This window comes from Yoonia sp. 208BN28-4, from assembly GCF_037543925.1.
Taxonomy (GTDB): domain Bacteria; phylum Pseudomonadota; class Alphaproteobacteria; order Rhodobacterales; family Rhodobacteraceae; genus Yoonia.
Genome location: NZ_JBBIFY010000004.1, coordinates 450,685 through 474,350, shown reverse-complemented (window position 1 = coordinate 474,350; position 23,666 = coordinate 450,685). Strand labels below are relative to the sequence as shown.

Sequence of the window (23,666 nt, the reverse complement as noted above, 5' to 3'; positions counted from 1 at the left end):
GTCGCCACATGTTACCGATCAGAGATCACAACCCGTCCGAACGCATCCCGTATGTCACCTATGCGCTTATTGCGCTGAATGTGGCGGTTTACCTTTTCGGGCTATTTTTCATCACCACAGACCGACAGATTGGCGCGCTATATTACGACTTTGCGATGATCCCTGCGCGGATCACAGCGGGCGAAAACTATCCGTCGCTTGTTACGTCGATCTTTTTGCACGCAGGCTTCATGCATCTAGCGGGCAATATGCTGTTTTTGTGGATTTTCGGAGACAACATGGAAGACAAGATGGGGCATATTCCGTTTTTGTTGTTCTATCTGGCCAGCGGCATCGGGGCCGACCTCGCGCAGTATGCGACAGATATCTATTCGCCTGTGCCAACCGTCGGCGCGTCCGGCGCGATTGCAGGCGTGATGGGGGGCTATCTGCTGCTGTTTCCCAAGGCCAAGGTGGATATTTTTATCTTTTTTATCATCATCTTCCGCATCATCCCGGTGCCAGCATGGATCATGCTGGGCATCTGGTTTGCGCTTCAGTTGGGCAATGGTGTGATTTCGGACGCTAGCGGCGGCGGCGTCGCTTATTGGGCGCATGCCGGTGGGTTTGTAATCGGGTTCTTGCTGACCATTCCGCTGTGGGTGCGCTTAGGCGGGGGCGGATTTTGGGCGCGGACAGGTGGACACCCAGACCACCCCGAAGCGACCTATCCCTTCACCAAATCCAGCGTTCCACGGGTGAAACGACGCTAGTATAGCTTCACTTGAGCCGGGCCTATGCGCCCCCAACCACGTTGGCCATTTTCAACCAAAAGTCAGAACTAGCTGCCCTTACGGATGATTTTAGCAAAGTTTTCGAACACCGGCTCATTCGAACAGATCAGCGCACCATCGATCAGGATGTCACCGTCAGGGTTCATTGGCTCAAGCATTCCACCGGCCTCTTTGACGATGATCAGACCTGCGGCGATGTCCCAAGATTTCAGATTCCGCTCCCAAAAGCCATCGTAGCGACCGGCTGCGACGTAGGCCAGATCAAGCGAGGCTGCACCAAAACGGCGCACACCGGCACAAACGGGCAGGAGACGGGCGAGATCCTGCAATGTCGCAGGCAAATCGGTCCGGCCAGCAAAAGGCAGACCGGTAGCAAAGATGCTTTCAATCAGCCGCGCACGGCCAGACACACGCAGACGGCTTTCGTTCAGCCATGCACCCTGCCCTTTTTCGGCGTAGAACATCTCGTCCTTGACCGGATCATAGACAACACCGGCCACGATCTGGCCCTTGTGTTCCAGCGCGATAGACACAGCCCAGTGCGGCAGTCCGTGCAGAAAGTTGGTGGTGCCGTCCAGCGGGTCAACGATCCAGCGACGGGTCGGGTCTTCGCCTTCGATTTCTTTGCCTTCTTCGCCGACAAAACCGTAGGACGGACGCGCCGCCAGCAGGTCTTCGCGAATGGTTTCCTCGGCCTGACGATCCGCACGGCTGACAAAATCGCCGGGACCTTTGGTCGAGACCTGAAGCTGCTCTACTTCGCCAAAGTCCTTGACCAGAGCGCGGCCCACCTTGCGGGCTGTTTTCATCATCACGTTCAGATTTGCGCTACCAGCCATCGGGGCCTCCTGCCATTGGATCAGGGGTGGCGTATAGGCCCCAGCGCGACGGGGAACAAGGGGGTCTAGCTGCGTTGCAGTTTCACCGCCTCTTGGCGCGCAAGCCGGATCAGATGTGCCATAAACGGAAGGCTGGTATCCGAACTGCGTGTGGCCGCAAAAAGCCTGCGTGTCATGCCGCCTTGGGTCAGTGGGCGCGTCACGTAATCGGCATTGTAGCGCACCTGACTGACCACCCAATCGGGCAGCACAGCAACACCGCGATTGGACGCGACCAGCAGCAGGATTACGGCTGTCAGTTCCACTTGCCGGATCGCTGCAGGTTCGACCTTGGCCGGTGTCAAAAGCTGGCTAAAGATGTCCAGCCGCGCACGATCCACCGGATAGGTAATCAAAGTCTCGCCGCGGAAATCCTCTGCCTCGATCACCTGTTTTTGCGCCAAAGGATGTTGGGCGGAAGCAACAAAGACAGGTTCGTAGTCAAAAAGCGGCGTAAAATCGGTGCCGTCCAGATCTTCGGGATCGGACGAGACGACCAGATCAACCTCTTCCTTTCGAAGTGCAGGCATTGCATCAAATGCCAGCCCGGGCCGGATATCCACATCCACGTCGGGCCAAGCCTTGCGAAACGCCTCAAGCACCGGAAACAGCCATTCAAAGCAGGCATGGCATTCAATTGCGATGTGCAAGCGCCCCGCTTTGCCAGCGATCAATCCGTCAAATTCCGCCTCTAGTGCAGCGACCTGCGGCAGGATTTGCTCGGCAGCAGCCAACATACGCAAGCCCGCTGGTGACAGCTTCAGCGGTTTGGACCGGCGCACAAAAAGCTCGACCCCCGCCTGATCCTCAATGCCTTTGATCTGATGGCTTAGGGCGGATTGAGTGATGTTGAGCTGTGCTGCTGCACGCGCCAGCCCGCCCGTATCGTGGATAGCCTTGATGGTGCGCAGATGGCGAAATTCGATATGCACTTGAGAAACGCTCATAATGAAGCTGAAAGTTATGAATTTGTCTCATGTCGCACAATGAGTGACAAGGGGTTAAACCAATAGAAAGCATGCATCATGACCTCGCCTTCCGTTTCTTACGAATTTTTTCCGCCGCGGTCAGTTGAGGGATCGTTCCGACTTTGGGACTGCATTAAGACGCTGTCGCCATTCGATCCGAAATTCGTGTCCGTGACCTATGGTGCTGGCGGCACAACCCGCAAGATCACGCATGAGGCAGTGACCGCGATCCATCGCAGCACGGGGCTGAACGTGGCCGCCCACCTGACCTGTGTTGATGCAACGCGGTCTGATACGCTGTCGATTGTTGATAATTATGCAGATGCAGGCGTGACCGAGATTGTCGCATTACGAGGTGATACGCCCAAGGGCGAAACAACTTTCCGTGCGCATCCCGACGGCTTTGCCAGTTCAATTGACCTGATTGCGGCGCTGACCGCTCGTGGTCAGTTCAATATCCGCGTTGGCGCCTACCCCGAAAAGCACCCCGAGGCTGATAGCCAGGCCGCCGACATCGCTTTTCTCAAGCGCAAGATCGACGCCGGTGCGACCTCGGCGATTACGCAGTTCTTTTTTGAGGCTGATACCTTTTTCCGGTTCCGCGATGCCTGCGTCAAAGCGGGGATTGATGTGCCCATCATTCCGGGCATTTTACCGGTAGAAAGCTGGCAAGGTGTCCAGAGATTTGCGCAGGGCTGCGGCACACATATTCCGCAGATCGTCGCTGATGGCTTTGAAAACGCGGCCCGCGATGGCACGAGCGATCTTCTGGCAACGGCCCTTGCCACCGAGCTTTGTGACGACCTGATCACAGGCGGCGTTGATCATTTGCATTTCTATACGCTGAACAAGGCCCGACTGACCCGCGATGTCTGTCATGCGCTGGGACTGACGCGGGACAAGCAGTTGCAAAACGTCGCGTGAGGTGGGACGGTCCGGCAGATTTGCCGGAGCCGCACCTATGTTTACAGCCCAGACACCTGATGACCTGCCCACGTTGGCTCAAACGCTGTCCATGTCAGGTCTGGAATTCATGCAAGGGGTGGTTGCTGGCACAGTGGCCCGTCCGCCCATTTCAGCTGTGTTGAACTACACGCTGGACACGGTCGAGGACGGTCGCGTTGTCTTTCGCGGCACACCGGAGTTTGCGCACACCAACCCGTTGGGCACCGTCCATGGCGGTTGGTATGGCACGTTGCTGGATAGCTGCATGGCCTGTGCGGTGATGACCAAAGTGCCGCGCGGATCGATTTACACGACGCTGGAATACAAGGTGAATATCATCCGCAGCATTCCCCTTGGCACAGAGATTGTCGCGACAGGCACCACGGATCACGCTGGGCGCAGCACCGGTGTCGCCCATGGTGAAATTCGCGGGGCGGGTGACGGCAAGCTCTATGCCACCGGCTCGACCACCTGTCTGATTATGAAGATGCCTGCGCCTGACGCGGAGGGGTAGCAGCTGTGGCGAAATCCGGCGCAAAAGCACGTTGGTACTTCGCGGCATCCACCGTGTGATGGATAGCCTCTGACCGGCAGCGTCCGATGATCCGCCGCTTGCGCCGCCAGAAGATCTTGCTCCATCCCCGCCAAGACCCGACAGAGGGCGCGGTGATGTCCTGCTCGAACCGTGCCCGCCATCCATCAGGAAGCGGCACGCGGCACATTTCAAGCCTGTCCAGCATCCAGACCAGCGGGATATTTGCCAGAGGGCGGCAGGCAAAATAATCGCCCAGCTGTCCGCCAACATCGCCGTGGCTGCCCTTGAACCAGACCTGTTCCATATTGCCCTGCCAATCCAGCGGACATTCCCACATCACAGGAGCATAAGCTTCTCTGGTTTCGTCAAGTGCGACAGCGTGAAAGCCGTTGCGCACATGTGGGCCAAGCGCATGGTTGTGGAAATTATGTGTCTCGGTCCCCCAGCGCCACAGGATCGGCAAACGCAGGCCCAGCGCCTTGACGGTATCCCAAACGGCAACCGCCTCAATCTGGACATCGGCGTGGCAAAACTCGCGGCGGAAGGCGTCGGCAAATTTGTTGCGCCCGCCCGTGCGGTAGTGGCGATAGGCCAATTCAATCCCGCGCACGGTTGCATGGTTAGCGGTGACAAGACCCACCGTATCAATCACCCCCGCAAGCGACCGGACAGCATAGGCGCCGCGCGAATACCCCACGAGGACGATCTGATCGCCTGGCCGATATCGCGATGCAAGGACACCATAGGCCCGCTTAATCTGCCGGTTGATGCCACGGCCTGTCATCACGTCCCATGTGCCACGCCAGTCGCGCCACTGAATGCCTGCCTCGTAATGCACTGTCAGACTGGCGCTGGCCCCTGCCTCTTGCAGCAATTTGTAAGTCAGGCCGGCGTTGGTTTCACGTCCATCAACAAGCGACGACATGGTGCCATCGAGAATGATGATGTGGGTCGCAGCCGCGCGCGTGCGGCTGATACTGTCTTCGGTGCGCGCGCGGCGCCCGAATAAAGAAAAGACCCAATCACGCAGCGGCACGCTTATCCCTCGCATCCTGAAGCCACTGCCATACACGGTGCGGTGTAAACGGCATCTCAACGTGGCGTACGCCCTCATCCCAAAGCGCATCAATGACGGCGTTTGTGACAGCAGCCAGTGCGCCGACTGTGCCAGCCTCACCGCAGCCTTTCATGCCCATCGGATTATAAAGCGACGGGGTGCCTTCGGTGCTAAACCCGATCATTGGCAGATCGTCCGCGCGGGGCATCCCGTAGTCCATGAAACTGGCCGTCAAAAGCTGGCCCTGTGCGTCAAACACAGTGCGTTCCGTGATCGCCTGCCCGATGCCTTGCGCCACGCCGCCGTGCACCTGTCCTTCGGCCAGCATCGGGTTGATCAAATTGCCAAAGTCATCAACGACGGTATAGCGATCAACTGTCACGACGCCTGTTTCAGGATCGATCTCAACCTCGGCTACATGGGCCCCGTTAGGAAAGCTGCGATTGTCCAGCGTGATGGTCGCGGATTGGCGCAGCAGGTCATCGCGACCTGCGTCGCGGGCCATATCGGCCACGTCCAGCATCGTAGGCGTCAGGTTTGACCCGGGAATACGGAAGCGTTCATCGTCAAAGGTGATTTCAGCGGCTGGCACGCCTTCGGCATCCGCCAAAAACGCTGTGAAAGCCTCACTGATCTTTTCCACAGCCGCCAGAGTTGCCGTGTTTTGCACGGTAACCGAGCGTGACCCACCCGTGCCACCACCCGTAGCGATCCGGTCGCTGTCGCCTTGCACAACTTCGATCTGGTCGGCGGGGATACCTGTCTGGTCTGACAGAAACTGCGCATAGACCGTCTCATGTCCCTGCCCGTTGGACTGCGTGCCCACATAGATCAAAGCCCCGTCACCGGTGAATTCGACTGTTGTCGTTTCAGTGGGCGCGCCAAGGATGCTTTCGATGTAGTAACAAAGCCCCATGCCACGCAATTTGCCGCGCGCCGCCGCATCGGCTTTGCGATCCGCGAAACCGGCGCGATCTGCTGTTTCTTCAATCCGGCTGAGAACCTTGTCAAATTCGCCCACATCATAGGTGACACCAGAGACGGTGGTGTATGGAAACTGGTCGGGGCGGATGAAGTTGCGGCGGCGCAATTCCCACGGATCAATGTCCAGCTGGCGTGCAGCCTCGTCGACGGTCCGCTCAAGAATAAAGATCGCCTCTGGCCGACCTGCGCCGCGGTAGGCATCCACGGGCGTGGTGTTGGTATAAACGCCGCGCGTGCGCATAAACGCCGTCTGCACGTCATAGGTGCCCATGAGCACCTTGGCGAAAAGATCGGTCTGGATCGCTTGGGCGAACTGCGAATTGTAGGCCCCCATATTTGCGATGGTATCAAGCTGGTAGGCCGTGATGCGCAGATCATCATCAAAGGCGATGGTCGCGGTTGTTGACAAGTCACGACCAGCATTATCGGTCAACATCGCCTCGGTGCGTTCAGACATCCAGCGGACGGGGCGATCCAGCATACGGGCGGCCTGTGCCACGGCAAAAGTTTCAGGATAACGCATCGCCTTCATGCCAAAACCACCACCCGTATCGGGATTGGTGACGCGGATATCCTTCGCATCCATGTTCAAGTGATAGGCCAGATCGTCCTTGGGGGCCCAGACACCCTGACCGTTGACAGCAACGTGCAGGCGTCCGTTTTCAATTTCAGCGTAGCAGCCGCGCGGCTCCATCGCATTGACGATGACACGGTTGTCGGGAACTTCTACGGTGACGACATGTGCGGCATCCTTTATTGCCGCAGCACAGGCATCCGGATCGCCCAGCCCCCAATCAAAGGCCTGATTATCGGGTGCCGTGTCATGGATGGCATCGCCGCCAGTGGCCAGATCCAGATGCACAGGCAGATCGTCGATCTCCAGCATGATCGCCTCGGCGGCATCCTTTGCGGCCAGAAGCGTGTCGGCAATAATCGCAACAACAGGTTCGCCCACGTGACGCACACGGCCTTGTGCAAGGATCGGGCGCACCGTCTGCGCGCCTTTTGATCCGTCACGGTTCTTCACTGTGACGCCTTTCAGCGGCAGCGTTACACCGGCATCCGCCAAGTCATCAGCAGCCAAGACCAGATGTACACCCGGCATGTCGCGTGCGTCGGCCAGATCAAGTGCTGTGATCGTGCCGTGGGCCACATTGGAGCGCAAGAAATACGCAAACAGCGCGCCATCCGGCGTGATATCGTCCACATAAGCGCCATGGCCGGTCAGAAACCGCTGGTCCTCTATCCGTTTGACCGATTGGCTGCGCCCGAATTTTTCCATTGTCATCGCCCTTGTTGCGTGCCCCGAAGGTAGCGGGGCGGCCTGAAGTGTAAAGCACGGCGCGCCCTCCTCACCAGAGTGTGCGCTTGCGCGATCAGATCGGTGATCTGCTTGGACAAAGTCGTAGCGGGGTTGCGATCAGGACGCCAGAGCACGCGTCGCCGCATCGTCACACCCACAATGCCCCTTTCAGGCCGCCTGCGGTTTCGCTAAGACCAGCGTGATCAAAAAGGAACGCTGACCGATGGCCATGGATAAGACATTTGATGCGGCGACTGCCGAACCACGCATTTTTGCGGCTTGGGAAAAGGCTGGTGCATTTCGCGCCGGTGCCAACGCAAAAACAGATGCTGCAACCTACTGTATCCAGCTTCCCCCGCCCAATGTGACAGGTGTCCTGCACGTCGGTCACGCATTCAACCACACGCTGATGGATATCCTGACCCGCTGGAAGCGGATGCAAGGGTTCGATGTGCTGTTCCAACCCGGCCTTGATCACGCCGGCATCGCCACCCAGCTTGTGGTGGAAAAGCAGATGGCCGCCAATGGCGAGCCAAAGCGTGCCGATATGGGCCGTGAGGCGTTCACCCGGAAAATCTGGGACTGGAAGAAAATTTCCGGCGGCACGATCCTTGAGCAAGACAAGCGCATCGGCTCGGGCATGGATTACGACCGCGTGGCCTTCACCATGTCCGGTGCGCCGAATGCGCCCGAGGGCGAGGAAGGCAACTTCCACGACGCCGTGATCAAGGTTTTCGTCAAGATGTACGAAGACGGCCTGATCTATCGCGGCAAGCGTCTGGTCAACTGGGACCCGCATTTCGAAACCGCGATCTCCGATCTTGAGGTCGAGAATATCGAAGTCGACGGCCACATGTGGCACTTCAAATACCCACTGGCCGGTGGCGCGACCTATACCTACGTCGAGAAGGACGAGGACGGGAATGTCCTGTTCGAGGAAGAGCGCAATTACATCTCTATCGCCACCACCCGCCCAGAAACCATGCTGGGCGACGGTGCCGTGGCGGTCCACAAGGACGACGAGCGTTACGCCCCCATCGTCGGCAAGCTGTGTGAAATCCCCGTCGGCCCCAAGGAACAACGCCGCCTGATCCCGATCATCACCGACCCCTACCCCGATATGACCTTCGGCTCCGGTGCGGTGAAGATCACTGGCGCGCATGACTTCAACGACTACGAGGTCGCCAAACGCGGCAACATCCCGATGTATGCGCTGATGGACACCAAGGGTGCTATGCGTGCCGATGGACGCAGCTACGCCGAGGAAGCCGCGACTGCCCAGCTCATTGCCAACGGCGAGGAGGAGTTCGACGAGGCCAAGATCGCCGCAATGAACATGGTGCCAGAAGCCTATCGCGGCATGGACCGGTTCGCCGCACGTCAGGCCGTGGTCGATGATATCACGGCCGAGGGCCTCGCAGTGATGACAGTCGCCACCGACCCCCGCTTGGGCAAAGCCGCTGTGAAAGCCCCCGTTGCCCCCGAAGAAGGTGGCGAGGCGCGCACGGATGCCGAAGAACTCGTCCCGCTGGTCGAAGCCAAGAAAATCATGCAGCCCTTCGGCGACCGCTCTAAGGTCGTGATCGAACCCGCGCTGACAGATCAGTGGTTCGTAGACACCGCAAAAATCGTCGGCCCCGCACTGGACGCCGTGCGCGACGGCACCGTGAAGATCATGCCCGAAAGCGGCGAGAAGGTATATTTCCACTGGCTGGAGAACATCGAACCGTGGTGCATCTCGCGCCAGCTGTGGTGGGGGCATCAGATACCGGTTTGGTACGGGCCAAGCAAAGAGGATCTGGACAACTTTTCTTTGCCACAAAATGGAACGACTATCACTTCTGGCGGTCAGCGAATTTGGCCTGTCTCACGAGCTTCCAAAATGTTTGGTGCGAGTACCGAGGCTGACGCGCTGAAACAGGCCCGTGCATATTACGGCAGCGAGGTAGACGTTCTCATTGCCTCAACTGCTGGCGAGGAACATGCTTTTCGGTTTGGCGATAAACTGGGGAAAAAGTTTGTCGAAATTCGCCGCGACCCCGACGTCCTCGACACATGGTTCTCCTCCGGCCTCTGGCCTTTCGGCACGCTGGGCTGGCCGGATGACACCGCAGAGCTGCAAAAATACTTCCCCGGTGACGTGCTGATCACCGGCTCCGACATCCTGTTTTTCTGGGTCGCGCGGATGATGATGATGTCCTACGCCGTCGAGGAGAAAGAGCCGTTCCACACCGTCTATCTGCACCAACTTGTCCGCGACGAGAAGGGCGAGAAGATGTCGAAGACACGCGGCAACGTGCTCGACCCGCTTGAGATTGTGGACAAATACGGTGCCGACGCCCTGCGGTTCACCAACGCGCAGATGGCGGCGCTGGGCGGCGTGCTGAAAATCTCCGAGGACAAGATCAAGGGCTACCGCAACTTCGGCACAAAGCTGTGGAACGCGTTTTCCTTCGCCGAACACTACGAGATCCCCAACACTGGCAACAACGCGCGGCCCGACGCGACGCAAACGCTGAACAAATGGATCATCGGCGAGACCGCCAAGGTCCGCGCCGAGGTGGATGCAGCATTGGAGGCCTACCGTTTTAACGACGCGGCCAACGCGCTTTACGCCTTCACATGGGGCAAGGTCTGCGACTGGTATCTGGAATTCTCCAAACCGATCCTGCAAGGCGACGACGCGGCCGCCAAGACCGAGACCCAAGCCACCCTGCGTTGGGTGCTGGACCAGTGCCTCATCCTGCTGCACCCAATTATGCCGTTCATCACCGAGGAACTCTGGGGCCTCGCCGACAGCCGCGAAAAGATGTGCGTCCACGCCGATTGGCCGACCTACGGGACGGAATTGATCGACGCCGAAGCCGACCGCGAGATGAACTGGGTGATCACCCTGATCGAAAGCGTGCGGTCCGCCCGTGCGCAAGTCCATGTGCCTGCGGGTGCGAAAGTGCCACTCTTGGTGCAGGGGCTCGACGCGAGAGGCCAATCAGCGTGGGACAACAACGCCACGCTGATCCAGCGCCTTGCGCGAATTGAGAGCCTCGAGAGCGTGGAGAGCTTCCCCAAAGGATGCGTCACCATCCCGATGGACGGCGGCACTTTTGGTATCCCGCTCGAAGGGCTGATCGACGTCGCCTCCGAAATCGCGCGTCTTGAAAAGACGCTTGGCAAGCTGGGCAAGGAATTGGGCGGCCTGCGCGGGCGGCTCAACAATCCCAAATTCGTGGCTTCCGCCCCCGATGATGTGGTGGCAGAAGCAAAAGCCAACCTCGCCCTGCGCGAGGACGAAGAAGCACAGCTCAATGCAGCCATCGCGCGGCTTCAGGAACTGGGCTAAACACAGGCGGACAGTCTGAAATTTGCAGACTGTCCGTCCATCCCGCATTTTTTTAAAAACTTGAAGAGCTTGTGGCGCTACGGCACGACCCGCTCCACCGCACGCATCATGCCTAGCGCTTTGTCGTAAACCAGCGTCAGGATGCGCCGCCCGTTCGGTTTAGCCGCCTGCGGAACGGCGCGCATACCAGCGGCAGCCGCACCCGTTGCCAAAAATCCTCGTCTGCTCAGATTCATCACACGCCCCTTAGTTGCGAACCATTCTCATGTATGCGTCATTTCTGCGATTGCAAGCGCACACGGTCCGCGCCAGATTGCGCGCATGACACATGATACAAGACTGACGCCGCTCGCCGCTTCCCTGCCCGCCTCTGTTCCTTTTGTCGGCCCAGAGACGCAGGAAAGGGCCCGCAATGCCCCGTTCAAAGCTCGCCTTGGCGCGAACGAAAGCGCGTTCGGCCCGTCGCCCAAAGCGATTGCGGCGATGCAAGCCAGCGTGGCGGACGTCTGGCAATATGCCGATCCGGAAAGCCATGACCTGCGGCAGGCGCTTGCTGACAATCACGGCATCTCGCCTGACAACATCATGGTCGGTGAAGGAATTGATACGCTGCTAGGGCTTATAGTGCGGCTTTATGTCGGACAGGGCGATCCCGTTGTGACGTCAGCGGGTGCCTATCCGACCTTCAACTATCACGTGGCAAGCTTTGGCGGTGATCTGCACGCTGTCCCCTACGCCGGTGATTTCGAAGACCCGGAGCGGTTGATCGCCACCGCTAAAACCAAAAACGCGAAGCTGATCTATTTCGCCAACCCCGACAACCCGATGGGAAGCTGGCATGATGCCAGCACAGTGGAGCGGATGATATCGGCTGTCCCAGACGGCTGCCTGTTGGTGTTGGATGAGGCGTATATCGAGCTTGCGCCAGACGGCACAGCACCGCGCCTGAACACTGATGATCCGCGGGTGATCCGGATGCGCACGTTTTCTAAGGCGCATGGCATGGCTGGCGCACGTGTCGGTTATGCTATCGGGCACGCGGATGTTATCAGCGGCTTCAACAAGGTGAGAAACCATTTTGGCATGAACCGGATCGCGCAGATTGGCGCATTGGCGGCTCTTGCCGATCAGGATTGGCTGGCCCATGTCACTACGCAGGTGGCAAAGGCACGCGACCGGATCGCGGCTATCGCATATGATAACGGCCTGACGCCGCTGCCATCCGCGACAAACTTTGTGACTGTGGAGTGCGGACGCGACGGTGACTTTGCCCGCAAGGTTCTGGCCTACCTGATTGATGCCGGTATTTTTGTCCGTATGCCCTTTGTCGCACCACATGACCGCTGCATTCGCATCAGCTGCGGAACGCCGGACCAGCTTGACGCCTTCGAAAAAGCCCTACCATCTGCATTACTCAAGGCAATGGAGCGTTAACGCCTCAAGCTCTATCATGAAGCCAAGGCGCAGCGACGGAGGTCTGTTTGTCCTATCACCGCGAACCACCCAAGTCGGTCGAAAACTATACTGATGCTTTCTTTGCGTCTTTCGGCGTTCTCTTGTTCATCGTGCTTTGGACCATTGCAGCGCTTGCCGGGTATCTTTGGGTGATGGTGACAGCGTGGGGCGTCGACAAGATTGGCCGTGCCATTTGCAGCAGGCTGCGCTAGGTCGCTTTTGCAATGACAGCGGCGGCTGCTGACAGTGCGCCCTCACCATGCGCTATATCCAGCGCCTGCAATCCCGCTTCCATCGTGCCAAGCAGCCCCATAATCATATGGGCATTCACGTGCCCCATGTGACCCAGCCGAAAGTACGCATCGGACGGCGTGCGCCCCAGTCCGATGCCCAAGGTGAGGCCCGCCTGATGTTCGCACCATTGCCGCAACCGGTCGCCATTTGGCGACCCGATCACACAAGACGTGACAGCATGTGACCGTGCAGCCTCGTCCGCGATATTAAGGTGAAGCGGTCCGGTCTGGGACCACCGATCAAACGCTGCCCAGATCGCGCGCGCCAATGTCTCATGCCGTTGCCAGATCGCAGGCATGCCCTCGTCCATCATCATGTCCAACGCCTGGCGGAGGCCATAAAGATGATGGGTCGGCGCAGTGCCATTGAAATACATAAAGAATTGCGCAGGATCTGCCCGCTTGCGCCAGTCCCAATAACTTGTGACCAGATCACCGCGCCGCGCCTCGGCCTTTTCGTTGAAATACACAAAGCCGAGGCCCGCAGGTGTCATGAGTCCCTTTTGGCAAGCAGCGACCATTACATCGACACCCCATGCGTCCATCTCGAACTGGTCGCACCCCAGAGACGCAATACAATCTGCCATCAAAAGCGCATCGTGACCCGCCGCATCGATTGCTTTGCGGATGCCCGCGACATCGTTCTTGGCACTGGTTGACGTATCCACGTGGCAGACCAGAACCGCCTTGATCTTGCCCTTGGTATCCGCCCGCAGCGCATCTTCAACGCGATCAAGGTCCACTGGGGCTGCCTCACCGTGGTCGATGGTCTGCACCTCAAGACCCATCCCCTTGGCCATCTCGCCCCAACCAACACCAAAGAGCCCTGTTGCCAGCACAAGCACTGTGTCGCCTTTAGACAGGACGTTTGCCAGCGCCGACTCCCATGCGGCATGACCATTGCCGATATAAATGGTGGCGTGCCCGTCCGTGCGCGCGACCTTTTTCAGGTCAGGGATCAGGCTGTGCGTCAGATCATGCAGTTCGCCCTCATAGATATTCGGGGACGCGCGGTGCATGGCCTGCAAAACCGCATCGGGGATGACCGACGGACCGGGGATCGCAAGATAGGAACGGCCATTGGCAAGTGTCATGTCATCGTGTCTTTCTGATTGTGTGCGGGCGTGCGCGCATGCCTGATGCCAGCCTTTGCAACACTAGCTGCGCCGCGCAAAGCGTCAACCGCGCAAATGTGGCATCCTTGCCCCGCCACCCTATTTACCGCTAGACCCCGTTTCAGTCACATCTGACAGGCCACAGGATATCGCAATGACAGTCGCACCGTCAGAGACCGGACCAAACGCATCGGCCTACACGCTTTTTCGCTGGTTGTGGCGCGATTATCTGCACCGCCACAAGTTCATTCTGGCGGGTGGTATCGTTCTTATGATGATCGAAGGATCAATGCTGGGCCTGCTGGCATACATGATCCAGCCGATGTTCGACGATGTGTTTGTGCAGGGGGACCGCGGCGCACTTTGGTGGGTTGGCCTGACGATCTTAGGGATATTCATGGCCCGCGCGGCAAGCTCTGCCGGTCAGAAAATCCTGATTACACGGGTGGGGCAATTGTCGGCTGCCGATATGCGCAGCCACCTTTTGCGGCACCTAATGTCACTCGATAGCGGGTTTCATCAGATTAATCCGCCAGGACAGTTGATCGAGCGGGTGCAGGGCGATGTCACGGCGATCAATTCGGTCTGGGCCAGTATCCTGATCAGCGTCGGTCGCGACCTGATCTCGGTGATTGTGCTTTTTGGCGTGGCCATCGGGGTCGATTGGAAATGGACCGCAGTGGCCCTCATCGGTGTGCCGTTTCTGGTGCTGCCGTCGCTCCTTGTGCAGCGCTATATCCGCAAACGCGCTGGCCTCGCGCGGGCACTCGCGGGCCGGATGTCAACGCGATTGGACGAGGTGTTTCACGGGATCAACCCGATCAAGCTGAACGCCTTGGAGACCTACCAATCCACGCGCTACGACGCCCTCTCGCAAGACCGCGTCCGTGCCGAGGTCAAAGCCGCCAAGGGGCAAGCCGCTGTGCCTGCCTTGATCGATATCATGACCGGCCTTGGGTTTTTCGGCGTCCTAATCTTTGGCGGTTCCGAGATTATCGCAGGCAACAAAACTGTCGGTGAGTTTATGTCTTTCTTCACCGCCATGTCGCTGGCGTTCGAACCACTGCGCCGCTTAGGCGCTGTCAGTGGCCAGTGGCAAACCGCCGCCGCATCCATCGATCGTATCCGCGAGGTGTTCAACGAAAGGCCGACACTGGTATCGCCAGCCACGCCCAAAGCTGCGCCATCCGGTGCGCCGACAATCCGCTTTGATGACGTGTCACTGCACTACGGCGATCTGGCCGTTCTGCGTGGAACCAGCTTTGTTGCCGAAGCGGGTAAAACAACTGCGCTTGTGGGGCCATCGGGCGCAGGCAAATCCACCGTTTTCAACGTGCTGACCCGCCTTGTTGAACCCAGCAGCGGCACGGTGGATATCGGCGGCACAACGATTGGCGACATGGACTTGCCTGCCCTGCGCAGCCTGTTTTCCGTCGTGTCACAAGATGCGGCACTGTTTGACGAAACATTGCGCGAAAACATTCTGCTGGGGCGCACGGATGTGTCAGAAGGCCAACTGCAAGACGCCCTGCGCGCCTCGAATGTGTCCGACTTTCTTGGTCAACTTTCTGACGGTCTGGAAAGCCCGGCTGGTCCCCGCGGATCCAATCTGTCAGGTGGTCAAAGACAGCGTGTCGCCATTGCGCGCGCCCTTTTGCGTGACACGCCCATCCTATTGCTGGACGAGGCCACAAGCGCGCTCGATACGAAGTCCGAAGCGGCCGTGCAGGATGCGCTTGAAAAGCTGTCGACAGGCCGCACCACGCTGGTCATCGCGCACAGGCTTTCGACCATTCGCAATGCACATTCGATCATCGTGATGGATGGCGGGCGCGTGGTGGATCAGGGAAATCACGACATGCTTCTTGAACGCGGCGGACTTTATGCCGATCTGCATCGTATGCAATTCAAACAGAAAGATGCCGCGCATGACTGACCGGACAGTGCTGACCCTCACAGGGGCCGACCGCGTTGATTTTCTGCAAGGATTGGTGACGAATGACGTCACCCGCACCGACACCGCCATCGTCTACGCCGCTTTGTTGACGCCTCAAGGCAAGTACATCGCCGATTTTTTCGTGATCCCGCAAAACGACCGCCTGTTGATCGACGTGGCGACGTCACACGCCCCGACGCTGGCACAGCGGTTGTCGATGTATCGCTTGCGCGCAGATGTGCAAATTGATGCGTCTTCGATCTCGGTGGCCCGCGGGACAGGCACAGCCCCTGATACCGCCCTGCCCGATCCCCGCCATCCTGATCTGGGCTGGCGCGATTACAGTGGTCAGGCCAAATCCGACGCGACGGACTGGGACGCATTGCGCGTCCAGTACCTCATCCCGCAAACGGGAATGGAACTGACGCCCGACACTTACATCCTAGAGGCAGGGTTTGAGAGGCTCCACGGCATCGATTTCAAAAAGGGCTGTTACGTCGGCCAAGAGATCGCCGCGCGGATGAAGCACAAGACAGAGCTGAAAAAAGGTCTGCGCCGCGTCCGCGTCGAAGGCCAGGCCACGCCTGGTGACGTCATCACATCAAATGATCGTCCCGCAGGCACGCTGCACACAGTGTCGGGCGATCACGCGATTGCCTATCTGCGGTTTGACCGCACCGACGCCATGCAAACGAAAAGCGCCAGCCTGCATTTGGCAGACTGACGCTTCATCTCGCTTATTTCAAAGTATCTCCTGCCGGAGACTCCGACAGGTTTTAAAGGCACTGATCGCGATTAGGCGCGTTCGACGTATTCGCCCAGTTCGGTGTTTACCACGATATCTTCGTCCACACCCACAAACGGCGGAATCATAACGCGCACGCCATTGTCCAGTGTCGCGGGCTTAAAGCTGTTCGCGGCGGTCTGACCCTTCACCACAGGCTCTGTCTCGACTACTTTGCACGTCACTTTCAGGGGCAGCGTGACGTTCAACGCCTCTTCCCCGTAGTATTCGATGTGCACGGTCATGCCGTCCTGCAAATAAGGGCGGCGGTCGCCCAGAATATCAGCAGGCAGTGCGATCTGATCGAATGTGGTGGTATCCATGAAGGTCAGCATGTCATCGGCTTCGAACAGGAACTGCTGGTCCTTCTGATCAAGGCGAATGCGTTCCACCTTGTCAGCTGACCGGAAGCGTTCGTTCAGCTTGCGACCATCGCGCAAATTCTTCAGTTCGACCTGCGCAAAAGCGCCGCCTTTTCCCGGCTTTACATGGTCCACTTTGACTGCGGCCCAAAGGCCACCATCATGTTCCAGCACGTTGCCGGGGCGTATTTCGTTACCGTTGATTTTGGGCATGGGTCACTTCGTGTCAAAAATAAGGCAAAAGGTTGATAGAAAGTTGACGCACCCTATATCTGGGTGTGAGGGGGCTGACAAGGCGACTAGATAAGCCATGTTTGGGCGCAACGTCATGCAGGATTTGCATGGCAGCCATGCAAAAAGAGCTTCCCCGAATCGAATGAACTAGGGCATAACGACCCGAACCTGAGAACCGCAAGAGCAAAAAACAAAGGACCGATTATGAGAGATTTTGTCGACGGCACAGCATTCAACAACGAGCAGGGAAACCGCGCTCGCAAGTTATTTGCCGCTGTTGTCCTCGCAGCCTTGGATGATGCAATCGCGGATGACAAAAAATACGGAAACGGCCCCGAGCAGATCGCACGTTGGGCCCGTTCGCGCGATGGTCGCGAGGTGCTTTCCTGCGCCGGTATCGACCCCAACGAACGCGTTGTTTCCGGCCTGATGGAATTTGTAGGCAAAGGTGTCCGCACATCCGTGGCGTTGTCCCGTGAAGAAAGCGAACGCCGCAACGCAGCCGAGCAGGAAGCCCGCGCCGCCTAATCGCATAAACAGTTACGTTGGCCCTGCCAGGCCGACCCATCTGAACGCCGCCCTCTGCTCGGGGCGGCGTTCTTCTTTTGCAGGTCTAGAACATCAGTCCAAAGATGATCGCGGGTGCCAATTCCAACAGGCCAATCGCAAGGATCAGGCCGCGCATCCACAACCCGTGAAAGCGACGCCACAAAAATCCGACACAGATCAGGACGGCAATCACGGCAAAAATGCTAACAATATCGCCATAGTGCGCCCCGTCCCAATAGCTGACGGGGCTTTCAAAAATCCAGTTGCTGATGGGCCAGAAATGCGCCCGTCCATCATCGTGGTGCAGCGGGAAATCCAGCATGAGATGCAGCATCGCGGCACCGGTCAAAGCGATCACCAACTTTGAGCCGACCATGATCGCAATTGCCAAAGCAATCCCCCACAGAACCATCGAATTATCGATCCGGAAGATGCTTTGCCAGCTTTCGGAAAAATACATCTCGCCAAACACCACGCGGGGCGGTGTTCCCATGACCTGCATTTCCCATGCCACGAGCAGATAAAGCGAAAGATCCGGAATAAGCGACCCAATCAGCGCCGCTGCGGTCACCGCCTTGCTGCGCGGCGTGCCAAATGCGGTCAGGCCGAAAATCAAATGCGCTGGCGTGTTCATAGGCTTTCCCTCTCGCTGCGGCATCATTAGACGTGGCATGCAAAGGGGACGCAATGACCAAAGCCATCATGATACAGGGCGCGGGCTCGAACGTGGGCAAATCCATGTTAGTGGCGGGCATTGCGCGTGCGGCGGTCAAGCGTGGCCTGTCTGTCGCCCCCTTCAAGCCGCAAAACATGTCCAACAATGCAGCCGTCACGGTAGACGGAGGTGAGATTGGCCGCGCACAGGCGCTTCAGGCGCTGGCCTGCGGGCTGAACCCTGTGGTTGACATGAACCCCGTGCTGCTCAAACCGGAATCCGAAGTGGGGGCGCAGGTGGTTGTGCAAGGACAGCGGCTGACCACCATGAAGGCCCGCGATTACGGACGCATGAAGTCAACGCTTATGCCTGCCGTTCTGGACAGTTTTCACCGGCTATCAGCGCAACACGATCTGATCATCATCGAAGGTGCCGGAAGCCCCGCCGAGGTGAATTTGCGCAGCGGTGACATTGCCAACATGGGCTTTGCAACCGCAGCAGGCGTGCCTGTGGCGCTCATCGGCGACATTGATCGCGGTGGTGTCATTGCGCAGCTTGTGGGCACACACGCCGTGCTGCCGCAAGAAGACCGCGACCTGATCCGAGCGTTCGGCATCAACAAATTTCGCGGCGATCCGACTCTTTTCTCCGATGGCATGGATATCATCGCTGACCGGACCGGTTGGGCGCCGCTTGGAATTATCCCGTGGTTTGCCGATGCGTGGAAACTGCCAGCCGAAGACGTGATGGATATCGCAAGTCGCGCGGGCGGACCGATTAAAATCGCCGTGCCAAAGCTGAACCGGATCGCCAATTTCGATGACCTTGATCCGCTGTCAGCAAGCCCCGACATTTCCGTCGAAATTGTTCCGGAGGGTCGCCCCCTGCCCGCCGACGCGGACCTGATCCTGATCCCCGGGTCAAAATCGACCATTGCCGATCTTGCCCATTTCCGTGTGCAAGGTTGGGACATTGATCTGCACGCCCACATCCGGCGCGGTGGACACGTGCTAGGCGTATGTGGCGGCTACCAGATGCTGGGCCGCGAGATTATTGACGAAGACGGGATAGAAGGCCCGCCTGCCCGCGTTCCCGGGCTGGGGCATCTTGATGTTGTGACGGTCATGAAACCGGAAAAGCGTCTTGCCCGCACCAGCGCTGTCCACATTGCCAGCGGCGAGACTGTGGACGGTTATGAAATTCATATCGGCAACACGACAGGGCCAGACTGCGCAAACGCGTGGTTGCAAATTGACGGGCGCGGCGAAGGGGCAGCCAATCACGACGGGCGCGTGCAAGGGTGCTATTTGCATGGGCTATTTGCGTCAGATGGCTTCCGCAGCCTGTTTCTGGAAAAGCTTGGGGCCGCGCCGGTGGCGACAGATTATCAGGCTGGCGTGACCAAGACGCTGGATGATCTTGCGCAGCACCTTGAGACACACATGGATATAGATGCGCTGCTGGCAATGGCCGCACCGGTCAAAGGGTCGGGTTAGTCGAAATCCTGTGCCGCCAGGATGCGGTGTATTTCGCGGCGAACCAGCTTGCGGACGTTGCGCGTGATCCGCTCGCCCATAACGCCCTGTAATTCCTGACGGATCACATCTTTGACCAGCTCGCGAAGTGTTTCTTCATCAAGACCGGCATCCGCCAGCATCGCGTCGTCAGACAGGAACGCGTTCAGCTTTTCATCAACCTGAGGATCAGGGGCTGTATCAACTGCAAGATCGTCGCCGAAGTCCTCCGTTTCATCAACGGCAGGCTCCTCCACTACGTGGTCGGACACACTATGCAGCGGGCGATTGTCCCGCATCAGCGCATCACGATCAAAATGCCGGAATGACGGCTCGGGCGCTGTGATATCAGCAACCGTTGCCTCGGGCTGCGGTGTGTCTGTTTCGGCTTCTGGGGCAGACTCTTCAACAGGCTCAATCTCTGTCACAGCGTAATCGGACAGGTCGTCAGGCTCGTCTTCAAATACAATCTCGACGGCGGATGATGTATCGGCTTCTGAGAACACAGTTTCGGCAGCCGTTGCAGCCAAGGCAGTTGCCTCAACCGGTGACGTATCCGAGGCCGCCTGAACAGCCGCATCACCGCTTACCCGATCTTCAGGCGCATCATCAATCTCAGCCTTGGCATCATCGCCAACACGCAAAGCCGGTGTCAGCACCAAGCGGTCAGGACTATTGGCAGCTGTCGGCGCCTGCTTGCTGGCCCCTGATACGGGTTTATCAGCAGCCCGCGATTTATCGCCCTCGGCCACAAGCCTGCGGATAGAAGTTAAGACATCCTCAATCTGGAGATTGGTCATCGGGTCGGACATTCTGTGATCCTGCTTTGGCCTCTAGGCAACTGTAACGCAAACTGCGTTATCAAACAACTGACAGTGCCTAAAATTGGAATGATCAAAGGCCGCGCGGCGGCACCCTAGTCGCCGATCGCCCGCAGAACACGATCAAGTGCCGCACCCTGTTCGGATGTGATCGTCGGCGCATCCTTTACCAGATTGTAGTACCCGGTCGGATCATACTGCTGCACCGGAAGATGCAGGTGCTGCGCCGTCAAAAGCCCCATTGCCGACAGAAGCGAATAAGACGCGATGACCTCGTCTGCCTGCGCGGAGATCTGGTTGGCTTGCGCATCAAGCAATTCCTGCTCTGCGTTCAGTACATCAAGCGTGGTGCGGGCGCCCAACGTGGCCTCCTCGCGAACGCCGCGGAAGGCGACCGTTGCGGCGCGGGCTTGCTGATCAGAGGCCTGTCGGGACGCGCGTGCAACCTCAAGAAACGCGTAGGCATTGCCTACCTGCTGCTCAAGATTGTGGCGCGTGATATGCAGGCTGGCACGGGCTGCATCGCGGCGGGCCATAAACTGGCGCACCTGACTGGACAGACGCCCACCCTGATAGATCGGACCGCCGACAGTGATGCCGATCTGACGCCCGACATTGGTATCCTGATCGATGCCGATGCTGCCGGTCAGACGCGCAGTTGGCTGCATCGCGGCTTCTGCACGACGGATGTTCAACTCTGCCGCGGTGACAGAGTGTTGTACCTCAAGAATATTGGGGTGATTGCGCACGGCGAATGCCTTGGCGTCGGCGATGCTGCGCGACACAGGCGCTGGTGTGACAGGCCGCAGCGCATTGGGCCGACGGCCAACGGCAACGCGGAATTCCTCAATCGAGCGTGCAAGCGCACCTTCAGCGGAGGCCAGCAAGCTACGTGCTGACGCAAGCCGCGCCTCGGCCAGTGACACGTCGGTTCTTGTCACTTCGCCCACTTCAAAGCGGTCCTGAGCTGCGCGAAACTCTTGCGTGATCAAGCGCACGTTATTTCGGCGCAGGGCCACAAACTCACTATCGCGGCGCACATTCATATAGGCCTCGATTGCGCGGAACAGCACCTGCTGCTCAACATTCCGCAACGCCTGACGCGTCCCCAGAACAAGCTCTTTCTGGCTGTCGATGGCCAGTTGGTTCGCACCGGCATCGAAAATCACAAGCTCGCCGGAAATCCGCGCGTTGGCTGCAATCAGGTCACCACCGGGGGCTTGCGGCGATGTCGCGGTCACGGTCGACGACCAGTTGATGATCGGCAGCGTGGCCGCAACGGCCTGCGCCACATCTTCGTCAGCCGCGCGCAAGAGGGCGCGGTTCTGGTCGAGCAAACCGGAATGTTCGTAGGCATAGACCAGCGCGTCTGCCAATGTTTCAGCCGATGCGGTGACTGTTGTTGCGCCAAGGGACACCATGACGGCGATCGCGCTGATGCTCTTGCGAATGATCTTCATGCTGCGTCCTCTCGTGCGGCGCATTGGCTACCGCGATATCCTAGGTGTTAAAGCGCAAAAGCGCGTGCGCGGGCAAACCCCGGCAACAATGGCGCACCTGCGTTAAAAGCAAAACGCCAGTTCACAGCGCCATCCAGATTGTGACCGATCCGCACCACGCCCAGCGCACCTTCCGCAAAGACACATGCAATGCGACCACCCTCTTTAAGCTGCGCAAGCAGGCTCTCAGGCACTGTCTCAACCGCGCCCTGAACGATGATCACGTCATAGGGGCCGGATTTGGCCGCGCCGTCCGCAAGCGCGCCGTGCATGACGGCGGCGTTATCGATGCCCTGATCCGACAAGATACCCTGAGCTTCTATTGCGCGACCCTCATCGTCTTCGACGCCGACAACAAATTCGACAAGGCGCGCCAAAATCGCAGTCGAATAGCCAAGACCACAGCCCAGGTCCAAGGCAACCTGATCGGTCTGCAAGTCCAACGCATCAAGCATTTTGGCCAGCGTGCGCGGCTCAAGCATTGTGCGCCCACCACCGATATCAAGGTTTTCACCGACATAAGCCGCCTCTTGCAGGCCGTCGGGCACGTATACCTCGCGCGGGGTTTCAAGCATGGCATCAATGATCGGGAATTTCGTCACATCCGAAGGGCGCACCTGAGTGTCGACCATCATCGTGCGGCGGGCTGCAAAATCTGTCACGCGCTAAACTCTTTCGTTCAGAATCCTGTTTGCCAATTAGATGCCATACATGGCTTAGCGCGGCAATGTCTCATGACACCTCCGCGGCATCTTGCGCAGGTCTAATGATTTGTATATCGCTCCGCTCACACCACGTGAGGCGAGTTGGCGGAGTGGTGACGCAGCGGATTGCAAATCCGTGTACACCGGTTCGATTCCGGTACTCGCCTCCACTTGACGCGCTGCCAAATTAGGCGTTTGCGCCTAAGTCAGAAGGTCTTCAAGCTGGCTGGCGGCGTTTTTAAGCACCTCATATGACTCCGACAAGGCGGCGACGCTTTTGCGTTGTACGGGCGCGTGCAGGGATAGCGTGGTGAGGAGCCTACCGCTGTCGTCGCGGATCGGGACGGCGATCGCAGCCATGCCGTCCATAAATTCCTGATTGTCGGTGCTGAAGCCCCTCTCGCGGATCATCGACATCTCGTCGGCCAGACGGTCGGCGTTCACGATGGTCCGACCCGTCATCTTTTCGCGCGGCAGCATTTCCAGCAGGCGGCGGAATTTATCGGATCGCAGCGATGACAAATACATCTTACCGCTGGCTGTGCAGTGGAATGGGACCTGCGTGCCCACGGGCAACTGGATCCGCAGTGGCCAATGGGTTTCAACACGGTCCAGATAGACCATCATAGAGCGACCCGGTGCAGCAAGATTGCAGGTCTCGCCCACCTCTTCGGCAAGCGATTTCATCACCAAAAGCCGTTCCGTCCGCAAGCGTTGCGATGACAGCGTATGGGCGGCCAGCTTGCGCAATCTTGTGCCCGGCCCAAAGGACCTGCCGTCTATATCACGCTGCAAAAGACCCTCGTCCTCGGCGGTGGCCAATAGACGGTGGATTGTTGGTTTGGGCAGGCCAAGCGCGATACTAAGCGCGTTTGGCGACTGAGGAAGTCCTTGCGCGGCAATGTATTCGACCAAGACGAACAGGCGCAGATTAGTCGGTATCTGACCTTTATCGCTCATCC

At 58.5% G+C, this 23,666-nt stretch carries 21 protein-coding genes and 1 tRNA gene; 10 read left to right on the top strand and 12 right to left on the bottom strand.

Features of this window, described 5'->3' with window-relative positions:
* Nucleotides 1-8 precede the first annotated feature (8 nt).
* On the top strand, nucleotides 9-752 hold the full coding sequence (locus V8J84_RS16115) for a rhomboid family intramembrane serine protease (RefSeq protein ID WP_339933029.1): 744 nt from the start codon (nucleotides 9-11) through the stop codon (nucleotides 750-752).
* Nucleotides 753-820: 68 nt separating this feature from the next.
* On the opposite strand, the gene V8J84_RS16110 is transcribed toward V8J84_RS16115, so the two are convergent.
* Nucleotides 821-1,612 (bottom strand): inositol monophosphatase family protein, encoded by a 792-nt coding sequence (locus V8J84_RS16110; protein ID WP_339933027.1) that lies wholly within the window; start codon nucleotides 1,610-1,612, stop codon nucleotides 821-823.
* Nucleotides 1,613-1,677: 65 nt separating this feature from the next.
* The gene (locus V8J84_RS16105; protein ID WP_339933170.1) at nucleotides 1,678-2,583 is read right to left on the bottom strand and encodes a LysR family transcriptional regulator; all 906 of its coding nucleotides are present in this window, start codon (nucleotides 2,581-2,583) and stop codon (nucleotides 1,678-1,680) included.
* Between the two features lie 93 nt (nucleotides 2,584-2,676).
* Here V8J84_RS16105 and metF point away from each other — a divergent pair, with 93 nt between their 5' ends.
* The gene (metF, locus tag V8J84_RS16100) at nucleotides 2,677-3,543 is read left to right on the top strand and encodes a methylenetetrahydrofolate reductase [NAD(P)H] (protein WP_339933025.1); all 867 of its coding nucleotides are present in this window, start codon (nucleotides 2,677-2,679) and stop codon (nucleotides 3,541-3,543) included.
* Nucleotides 3,544-3,580: 37 nt separating this feature from the next.
* Nucleotides 3,581-4,078: a PaaI family thioesterase gene (locus V8J84_RS16095; protein WP_339933023.1), complete on the top strand. Its 498-nt coding sequence runs from the start codon at nucleotides 3,581-3,583 to the stop codon at nucleotides 4,076-4,078.
* Here V8J84_RS16095 and V8J84_RS16090 read toward each other — a convergent pair.
* Nucleotides 4,044-5,135, bottom strand: coding sequence for a DUF2235 domain-containing protein (locus tag V8J84_RS16090; protein ID WP_339933021.1), 1,092 nt, complete (start codon nucleotides 5,133-5,135; stop codon nucleotides 4,044-4,046). The genes V8J84_RS16095 and V8J84_RS16090 overlap by 35 nt on opposite strands.
* A complete protein-coding gene (locus V8J84_RS16085) occupies nucleotides 5,122-7,422 on the bottom strand; it encodes a xanthine dehydrogenase family protein molybdopterin-binding subunit (RefSeq protein WP_339933019.1) in 2,301 nt (766 codons plus the stop codon). Before V8J84_RS16085 ends, V8J84_RS16090 begins: the two co-directional genes overlap by 14 nt.
* A gap of 244 nt (nucleotides 7,423-7,666) precedes the next feature.
* On the opposite strand from V8J84_RS16085, the gene V8J84_RS16080 reads away from it, so the two are divergent.
* Nucleotides 7,667-10,783, top strand: a complete 3,117-nt coding sequence (locus V8J84_RS16080; protein WP_339933017.1) for a valine--tRNA ligase — start codon at nucleotides 7,667-7,669, stop codon at nucleotides 10,781-10,783.
* A gap of 77 nt (nucleotides 10,784-10,860) precedes the next feature.
* Here V8J84_RS16080 and V8J84_RS16075 read toward each other — a convergent pair whose 3' ends face one another.
* A complete protein-coding gene (locus tag V8J84_RS16075) occupies nucleotides 10,861-11,019 on the bottom strand; it encodes a Tat pathway signal protein (protein WP_339933015.1) in 159 nt (52 codons plus the stop codon).
* Nucleotides 11,020-11,104: 85 nt separating this feature from the next.
* On the opposite strand from V8J84_RS16075, the gene V8J84_RS16070 reads away from it, so the two are divergent.
* Nucleotides 11,105-12,217 (top strand): pyridoxal phosphate-dependent aminotransferase, encoded by a 1,113-nt coding sequence (locus tag V8J84_RS16070; RefSeq protein WP_339933013.1) that lies wholly within the window; start codon nucleotides 11,105-11,107, stop codon nucleotides 12,215-12,217.
* 229 nt (nucleotides 12,218-12,446) lie between these two features.
* Here the strand turns inward: V8J84_RS16070 and V8J84_RS16065 are convergent, their stop codons facing one another.
* On the bottom strand, nucleotides 12,447-13,625 hold the full coding sequence (locus V8J84_RS16065) for a pyridoxal-phosphate-dependent aminotransferase family protein (RefSeq protein WP_339933011.1): 1,179 nt from the start codon (nucleotides 13,623-13,625) through the stop codon (nucleotides 12,447-12,449).
* 175 nt (nucleotides 13,626-13,800) lie between these two features.
* Between V8J84_RS16065 and V8J84_RS16060 the strand changes: the two genes are divergently transcribed.
* Together V8J84_RS16060 and ygfZ are read left to right on the top strand one after the other, a co-directional pair.
* Nucleotides 13,801-15,582, top strand: a complete 1,782-nt coding sequence (locus V8J84_RS16060) for an ABC transporter ATP-binding protein (protein WP_339933009.1) — start codon at nucleotides 13,801-13,803, stop codon at nucleotides 15,580-15,582.
* Entirely contained in the window at nucleotides 15,575-16,306 is a 732-nt protein-coding gene (ygfZ, locus tag V8J84_RS16055) for a CAF17-like 4Fe-4S cluster assembly/insertion protein YgfZ (protein WP_339933007.1), read from the top strand. Before V8J84_RS16060 ends, ygfZ begins: the two co-directional genes overlap by 8 nt.
* Nucleotides 16,307-16,377: 71 nt before the next feature.
* Here ygfZ and efp read toward each other — a convergent pair whose 3' ends face one another.
* Nucleotides 16,378-16,941, bottom strand: coding sequence for an elongation factor P (gene efp, locus V8J84_RS16050; RefSeq protein ID WP_339933005.1), 564 nt, complete (start codon nucleotides 16,939-16,941; stop codon nucleotides 16,378-16,380).
* A gap of 225 nt (nucleotides 16,942-17,166) precedes the next feature.
* Between efp and V8J84_RS16045 the strand changes: the two genes are divergently transcribed.
* Nucleotides 17,167-17,490, top strand: coding sequence for a DUF6280 family protein (locus V8J84_RS16045; protein ID WP_055294189.1), 324 nt, complete (start codon nucleotides 17,167-17,169; stop codon nucleotides 17,488-17,490).
* A gap of 85 nt (nucleotides 17,491-17,575) precedes the next feature.
* Here the strand turns inward: V8J84_RS16045 and V8J84_RS16040 are convergent, their stop codons facing one another.
* Complete coding sequence (locus V8J84_RS16040; protein ID WP_339933002.1) at nucleotides 17,576-18,145, bottom strand: cobalamin biosynthesis protein CobQ; 570 nt, start codon at nucleotides 18,143-18,145, stop codon at nucleotides 17,576-17,578.
* A 53-nt stretch (nucleotides 18,146-18,198) separates the two neighbouring features.
* Between V8J84_RS16040 and V8J84_RS16035 the strand changes: the two genes are divergently transcribed.
* Nucleotides 18,199-19,662: a cobyric acid synthase gene (locus V8J84_RS16035; protein ID WP_339933000.1), complete on the top strand. Its 1,464-nt coding sequence runs from the start codon at nucleotides 18,199-18,201 to the stop codon at nucleotides 19,660-19,662.
* Here the strand turns inward: V8J84_RS16035 and V8J84_RS16030 are convergent.
* The 3 genes from V8J84_RS16030 to V8J84_RS16020 all read right to left on the bottom strand — a co-directional run bounded on the left by V8J84_RS16030 (nucleotide 19,659) and on the right by V8J84_RS16020 (nucleotide 22,662).
* Nucleotides 19,659-20,492, bottom strand: coding sequence for a hypothetical protein (locus V8J84_RS16030; RefSeq protein WP_339932998.1), 834 nt, complete (start codon nucleotides 20,490-20,492; stop codon nucleotides 19,659-19,661). The two genes, V8J84_RS16035 and V8J84_RS16030, sit on opposite strands and share 4 nt — an antisense overlap.
* Nucleotides 20,493-20,596: 104 nt before the next feature.
* Nucleotides 20,597-21,961, bottom strand: a complete 1,365-nt coding sequence (locus V8J84_RS16025) for a TolC family outer membrane protein (protein ID WP_339932996.1) — start codon at nucleotides 21,959-21,961, stop codon at nucleotides 20,597-20,599.
* A 47-nt stretch (nucleotides 21,962-22,008) separates the two neighbouring features.
* Nucleotides 22,009-22,662, bottom strand: a complete 654-nt coding sequence (locus V8J84_RS16020) for a protein-L-isoaspartate O-methyltransferase family protein (RefSeq protein ID WP_339932994.1) — start codon at nucleotides 22,660-22,662, stop codon at nucleotides 22,009-22,011.
* A gap of 138 nt (nucleotides 22,663-22,800) precedes the next feature.
* On the opposite strand from V8J84_RS16020, the gene V8J84_RS16015 reads away from it, so the two are divergent.
* Nucleotides 22,801-22,874, top strand: a tRNA-Cys gene (locus V8J84_RS16015).
* 31 nt (nucleotides 22,875-22,905) lie between these two features.
* On the opposite strand, the gene V8J84_RS16010 is transcribed toward V8J84_RS16015, so the two are convergent.
* Nucleotides 22,906-23,664, bottom strand: a complete 759-nt coding sequence (locus V8J84_RS16010) for an IclR family transcriptional regulator (protein WP_339932992.1) — start codon at nucleotides 23,662-23,664, stop codon at nucleotides 22,906-22,908.
* Between the last annotated feature and the right edge of the window lie 2 nt (nucleotides 23,665-23,666).

Excerpts from the sequence above, each read along its gene's own strand:
- V8J84_RS16115 (WP_339933029.1), top strand. The coding sequence starts at position 9 with ATGTTACCGATCAGAGATCACAACCCGTCCGAACGCATCCCGTATGTC.
- V8J84_RS16110 (WP_339933027.1), bottom strand. The coding sequence starts at position 1,612 with ATGGCTGGTAGCGCAAATCTGAACGTGATGATGAAAACAGCCCGCAAG.
- metF (WP_339933025.1), top strand. The coding sequence starts at position 2,677 with ATGACCTCGCCTTCCGTTTCTTACGAATTTTTTCCGCCGCGGTCAGTT.
- V8J84_RS16095 (WP_339933023.1), top strand. The coding sequence starts at position 3,581 with ATGTTTACAGCCCAGACACCTGATGACCTGCCCACGTTGGCTCAAACG.
- V8J84_RS16085 (WP_339933019.1), bottom strand. The coding sequence starts at position 7,422 with ATGGAAAAATTCGGGCGCAGCCAATCGGTCAAACGGATAGAGGACCAG.
- V8J84_RS16080 (WP_339933017.1), top strand. The coding sequence starts at position 7,667 with ATGGCCATGGATAAGACATTTGATGCGGCGACTGCCGAACCACGCATT.
- V8J84_RS16075 (WP_339933015.1), bottom strand. The coding sequence starts at position 11,019 with ATGAATCTGAGCAGACGAGGATTTTTGGCAACGGGTGCGGCTGCCGCT.
- V8J84_RS16070 (WP_339933013.1), top strand. The coding sequence starts at position 11,105 with ATGACACATGATACAAGACTGACGCCGCTCGCCGCTTCCCTGCCCGCC.
- V8J84_RS16065 (WP_339933011.1), bottom strand. The coding sequence starts at position 13,625 with ATGACACTTGCCAATGGCCGTTCCTATCTTGCGATCCCCGGTCCGTCG.
- V8J84_RS16060 (WP_339933009.1), top strand. The coding sequence starts at position 13,801 with ATGACAGTCGCACCGTCAGAGACCGGACCAAACGCATCGGCCTACACG.
- ygfZ (WP_339933007.1), top strand. The coding sequence starts at position 15,575 with ATGACTGACCGGACAGTGCTGACCCTCACAGGGGCCGACCGCGTTGAT.
- efp (WP_339933005.1), bottom strand. The coding sequence starts at position 16,941 with ATGCCCAAAATCAACGGTAACGAAATACGCCCCGGCAACGTGCTGGAA.
- V8J84_RS16045 (WP_055294189.1), top strand. The coding sequence starts at position 17,167 with ATGAGAGATTTTGTCGACGGCACAGCATTCAACAACGAGCAGGGAAAC.
- V8J84_RS16040 (WP_339933002.1), bottom strand. The coding sequence starts at position 18,145 with ATGAACACGCCAGCGCATTTGATTTTCGGCCTGACCGCATTTGGCACG.
- V8J84_RS16035 (WP_339933000.1), top strand. The coding sequence starts at position 18,199 with ATGACCAAAGCCATCATGATACAGGGCGCGGGCTCGAACGTGGGCAAA.
- V8J84_RS16030 (WP_339932998.1), bottom strand. The coding sequence starts at position 20,492 with ATGTCCGACCCGATGACCAATCTCCAGATTGAGGATGTCTTAACTTCT.
- V8J84_RS16025 (WP_339932996.1), bottom strand. The coding sequence starts at position 21,961 with ATGAAGATCATTCGCAAGAGCATCAGCGCGATCGCCGTCATGGTGTCC.
- V8J84_RS16010 (WP_339932992.1), bottom strand. The coding sequence starts at position 23,664 with ATGAGCGATAAAGGTCAGATACCGACTAATCTGCGCCTGTTCGTCTTG.